We start from the raw sequence: 4,260 nt of genomic DNA on the forward strand, positions 1-4,260 counted from the left end.
CTATTAAAAGGAAAAGCGTCGCAGGTAATAGCGGAGCTAGAGGAAAAAAGTGAGGGGGCTGAAGTGCCCGACGAGCAGTCCCCCGTTCGTCTTGCCTATCGCTATCTGAATACTCGAAATGAGCAACTGGACTACCTCAAGGCCCTTGAAAACAAGCTACCTGTAGGCACGGGAATGATCGAAAGTGCGCACAAGCAAATCATCCAGCAACGGCTTAAAGGCCCTGGCATGGCATGGCTTGACTTACAACAAACGCAGGTGCCTTAATCTCAGCCCGGGCCCACCGGGCCACATACATCGAAAGTCAAGAATGGCTCAAAGAGGCCGCATGACTCCACGCACGTCTGGTCACACCCGAGCTGACCATGCCAACAGGGATGAGCTTGCAAAGTTGATTGAAGACGGCAGAACGGTATTGGGTTGGTTTTGTTTTCTCTTTCATCAACTGACTTCCTTGGTCGGAAGTCCGCCAGTGCCAACCGCTGTTTAGCTTTTTAGCGCATTCCTATGGGATGGCTGTGAATCTGTGAATAGACTTCCTGTATGCGCCTGGTGTCATTCCTATGTTTCTTTTAAATATACGGTGGAATTGCTCCATTGATCCAAATCCTGAATCGGCACTTATTTCTATTAAACCCCATTCTGTCATACGTAGTAATTGAGAGGCATGTTGAACCCGCAATTGTTGTAGGAATTCTACGAGTGTATAACCAGTTTCCCTTTTGAAACGTCTTGCTAAATGTTCTGGACTCAAGTGCACACGTTTCCCAATTTCAGAGACTGTTAGATTTTCTTTAAAGTCGCTTTTCAATAACTCTACAACCTTGCCGATCACTGATTTTTCTATTGTGATAATTCTCAAAAGAAATGGACGCATTTGCTCTAATCGTGATATAAATAATGCCTGCATTTCTTCAAATTCATAGCATCTTTGAATGATCTCTAGCGTTTCAATATATCCTGTGCAAAAGTGATCTAAACTGTCATGTTCCCTTCCGCAGGATAATATGAAATCAATCATCTTTCGATGTATTTCATGAATTTTCCTAGCGTGTCTAATACATACGACCTGGACCCAATCTTTCACTTTGTAAATCCAGTCAATTGAACCGTCTAAATAGGCATTTATTGATTTCATATAAAGTAATTTTTCATTTTCTTGAGAAATCTCTGTATCATTTTCTAAGCCTAGTGACTTAAATCTTAAATGAATAATGCATTTTCGAACGCTTAAATGCCAATTTTCTGCTAGAGAGCTCACTAGAATGATCGAGTCTGAGCATTCTTCTATAGCTTCAAAAATTCGATTATCATTCGGAGCAAAAGTTAGATAAACGAGCCCATCCCCAACATTCATTAGCCAACATCCCATTTCGAACATGTTTCGGGTCTTTGTGTCGAACGCCTTGTACTGACTGTATTTTAAAACAGATACTGAGACAGGAAAGGCAAGGCCAACGGACTTCACTTTTTGGAGGATGTGATCTTTTTGGGGTGATCCGCCACAGATTCCTCTCTGAATCCATTTCGAACCGAGATCAAAATCTGACATATAAAAGCTTAGAAGCGACACGACTAGATTAGTAGATTGCTGTAGTATATATCGGTCAAAACTTAAAAAAAGATATGGATACAAAGATAAAATCACTTCTTAAATGTTTAGCTGTAGCGCTTTCGATTCTTTCCTACAGCCTGCATGCCGAAACAATTATTTCAGAAACTTTCAACAGTTCTGATGGAGCCGTCCTGACAGGGAGAGCACCCACGTTCATTGGCGACTCTTTGCCCTCATTGACTTGGCAGGGTCCGAGTCCCGGAAGCGCACCATTCGCCTTCGAAGCGAATGTAGACATCGCTTCAAACAATAATACAACTTGGATCGACATCGGGTCCTTTATAAATAACGCCAAAGGACAAGCAGATGGAATTTTTTCTGTGTCCGCTAGTTTTTCGGGGGCTCCCACTTCAGGATCATGGTTTTCACTGGGATTTTATACTGAACCCAGCGCGGTCAGTGCCGGAAATGCTAACCTTGAAGCGGGCATCCTTTTTCGTAACAATGGTGATCTAGAAGGTTGGTCTGCGCAAGAGGGCGGTATTGTTGCGGCTGATTTCACAAGTGGGATAGATACCGATACAATTCATGTTGAGCTGGATCTAAGCACCTGGGACAACTCGACAGATTTTGGAACAATTACTTTCTCAGCTCAGGGCGCATCGGCGACTCACAACCTCACTTCAGATTTCGATTGGGGTGCTGTCGGCTTCGGAACTTCCAAAAACGTCCTTGGTTCAATCGAAAATTTTGAATTCTCACAAATACCTGAACCGTCCACATACGGCATCATGGTATTAGCTTCCTCATTGTTGTTTGTTATTAGAAGACGTCGTTCAAAGAGCTGAAATAGATCCACAACCTTCAGAAATGTCCTCCTGCTTTTATGAAGGACATCTTTTGTTGTACAAATTCCTTTATGCTGAGCCAGAGAAGCTTATTAACCCGCTACTATAATACATGGCTTCTACCCGTGCATAGTTCATCCTTCTAGGCATGGAAAAATGAGATGCTAGGATGGTAGGCCGCGCGGACAAATTAAAGCCTTCGATAATCTGCTATGGCAGCGAGGTTTATGAAACCAAGGTAGGTTTATGCGAGCTGGTCATAGCGGTGTGTTTACTCGGCGGTAATGCTTTATCCGACAGAAGAAGTTTTCTACCGCGGCTCGAAGTCTGCCGATCTCTTTGTCGTATGCAATATTATGCTTTCGGTTTTTCTTTGGAGGAATCACTGCGAAAGCTTCGGAGTTCTCGATAAACTCGCGTATTTTGTCTGAATCGTAGCCTTTGTCGGCGACCACCTAAACTTAGCTGCTCTATTGTCCAAGCAATCCAACCACTCAAAATGTCGAAGAACCAAAATTTAACTTGTCGAAGCAGCCTAGATCTCACAACGGGGCTCGGCTTTGATCAAAGCCAAAATTCACGCCTCAACTACGATCGGTATTTATACAAAAAATCAGTCAAGCGGACTTTACCCCTGAGATAAACATCACGAGTTTACCTATAACTCGGAAAGTATGAATAGCCGAATCCTCAAAATCCAGAGCGATTAGTAAACTCAGTCTCGAATCAGGAGCTTTAGAATCATTGCTTGGTTTTGTTAGGTGTTGGAAAACGTTAGAGCGATGCGCGACTCATAGAGTTTCGCCGGAGTGCGTTGGGTGACTTGTTGCGGATCCCAATTAGATGTAGTTTCTAGATGTTGATCCAGAGCAGGATTAATTTTGTCCCATCGGGGAGCATTGCTTGTCCACAAGAGCATTTCCGCAGCTTTGAATGATTTCAAGAGACTGAAGTATACCCCAGGATCTCCAATAGCGGTTGACTGAGTGCCTAGACGCACATGTCGATGCGCGACTTCTGATGGCAGCTCTGTGACCCATGGGCATTCTGAGCGCAAAGCCTTGTAGTTCTTATCGAAACGCCACAAATAAGTGATGAGTGGGAGCACACCACCGACTTCAAGGCCGACTAGATGCAGATTGGAAAACTCGGTAAATACCCCTTCAGTGACCATACTCGTGAAGTGGCTTATAAAGTTGGTCACAGGGCAGACGCGGTATTCTAACAAGTTACGGGGCCAACCGTGCGAGCTAGGTGGGTTCGAGACAGCTACGCCCTCGGTTCCTCCGTGTATGGCGACAGCTAAGTTACACTCTGCAGCAGCTTTATAGATGGGCCAATAATAGCGTTTTCCATAGGGTTGAAGGGTTCCGGCGGAAAGTAGCACCTGGGTTATGCGGGGGTGGCTCTCAGCCGCGCGCCTTATTTCTGAGGCCGCAGCTTCTGGGTTTTGGTTCGCAACTACGATCGAACCAAAGAAGCGATCGCTTCTTTCGAGCCAGTGGTCGACTAGCCATCGGTTGTAGGCCTCCGCTAAACGTGCTGGGTAGTCGGCATCTCCGAAGTTGCTTACCGAGGGAGCATGAAAGGAGTTAAGCACCGCGTGCTCGATGTGGTGTGCATCCATCCATTCAAGTGTAGCTTCAGGCGTTGTGAATCCTTCCAATTTGTTTTTTTTGCGTGGATCGCAAAAAGGTTGAGTGACTGGAATACCTGATTCGCTATGTCCTTGTGATCCGCGAATGAGGCGGGTTTGCCATGCGTCGGGAACATATGCAGCAATTTCACAGCCATCCCATAAGACCTGATGGCGGAGATCAAACCTGAGTATTGATGGGCTGTAGCGGTTGATCGTGT

The 4,260-nt window shown here is 45.1% G+C and carries 5 protein-coding genes; 2 read left to right on the plus strand and 3 right to left on the minus strand.

The window, feature by feature from the left end:
* On the plus strand, positions 1-267 hold a 267-nt coding region (locus tag HRU10_14995; GenBank protein ID NRA28539.1), incomplete at its 5' end, for a hypothetical protein.
* A 238-nt stretch (positions 268-505) separates the two neighbouring features.
* Here HRU10_14995 and HRU10_15000 read toward each other — a convergent pair.
* Complete coding sequence (locus HRU10_15000; protein ID NRA28540.1) at positions 506-1,552, minus strand: helix-turn-helix transcriptional regulator; 1,047 nt, start codon at positions 1,550-1,552, stop codon at positions 506-508.
* A 74-nt stretch (positions 1,553-1,626) separates the two neighbouring features.
* Between HRU10_15000 and HRU10_15005 the strand changes: the two genes are divergently transcribed.
* Entirely contained in the window at positions 1,627-2,403 is a 777-nt protein-coding gene (locus HRU10_15005; GenBank protein NRA28541.1) for a PEP-CTERM sorting domain-containing protein, read from the plus strand.
* A 257-nt stretch (positions 2,404-2,660) separates the two neighbouring features.
* Here the strand turns inward: HRU10_15005 and HRU10_15010 are convergent, their stop codons facing one another.
* Complete coding sequence (locus tag HRU10_15010; protein ID NRA28542.1) at positions 2,661-2,858, minus strand: transposase; 198 nt, start codon at positions 2,856-2,858, stop codon at positions 2,661-2,663.
* Between the two features lie 302 nt (positions 2,859-3,160).
* Positions 3,161-4,260 (minus strand): amidohydrolase family protein (locus tag HRU10_15015; GenBank protein NRA28543.1); only part of this gene is annotated, 1,100 nt, incomplete at its 5' end.

This window comes from Opitutales bacterium (genome assembly GCA_013215165.1).
In the GTDB taxonomy this organism is placed as follows: Bacteria; Verrucomicrobiota; Verrucomicrobiia; order Opitutales; family JABSRG01; genus JABSRG01.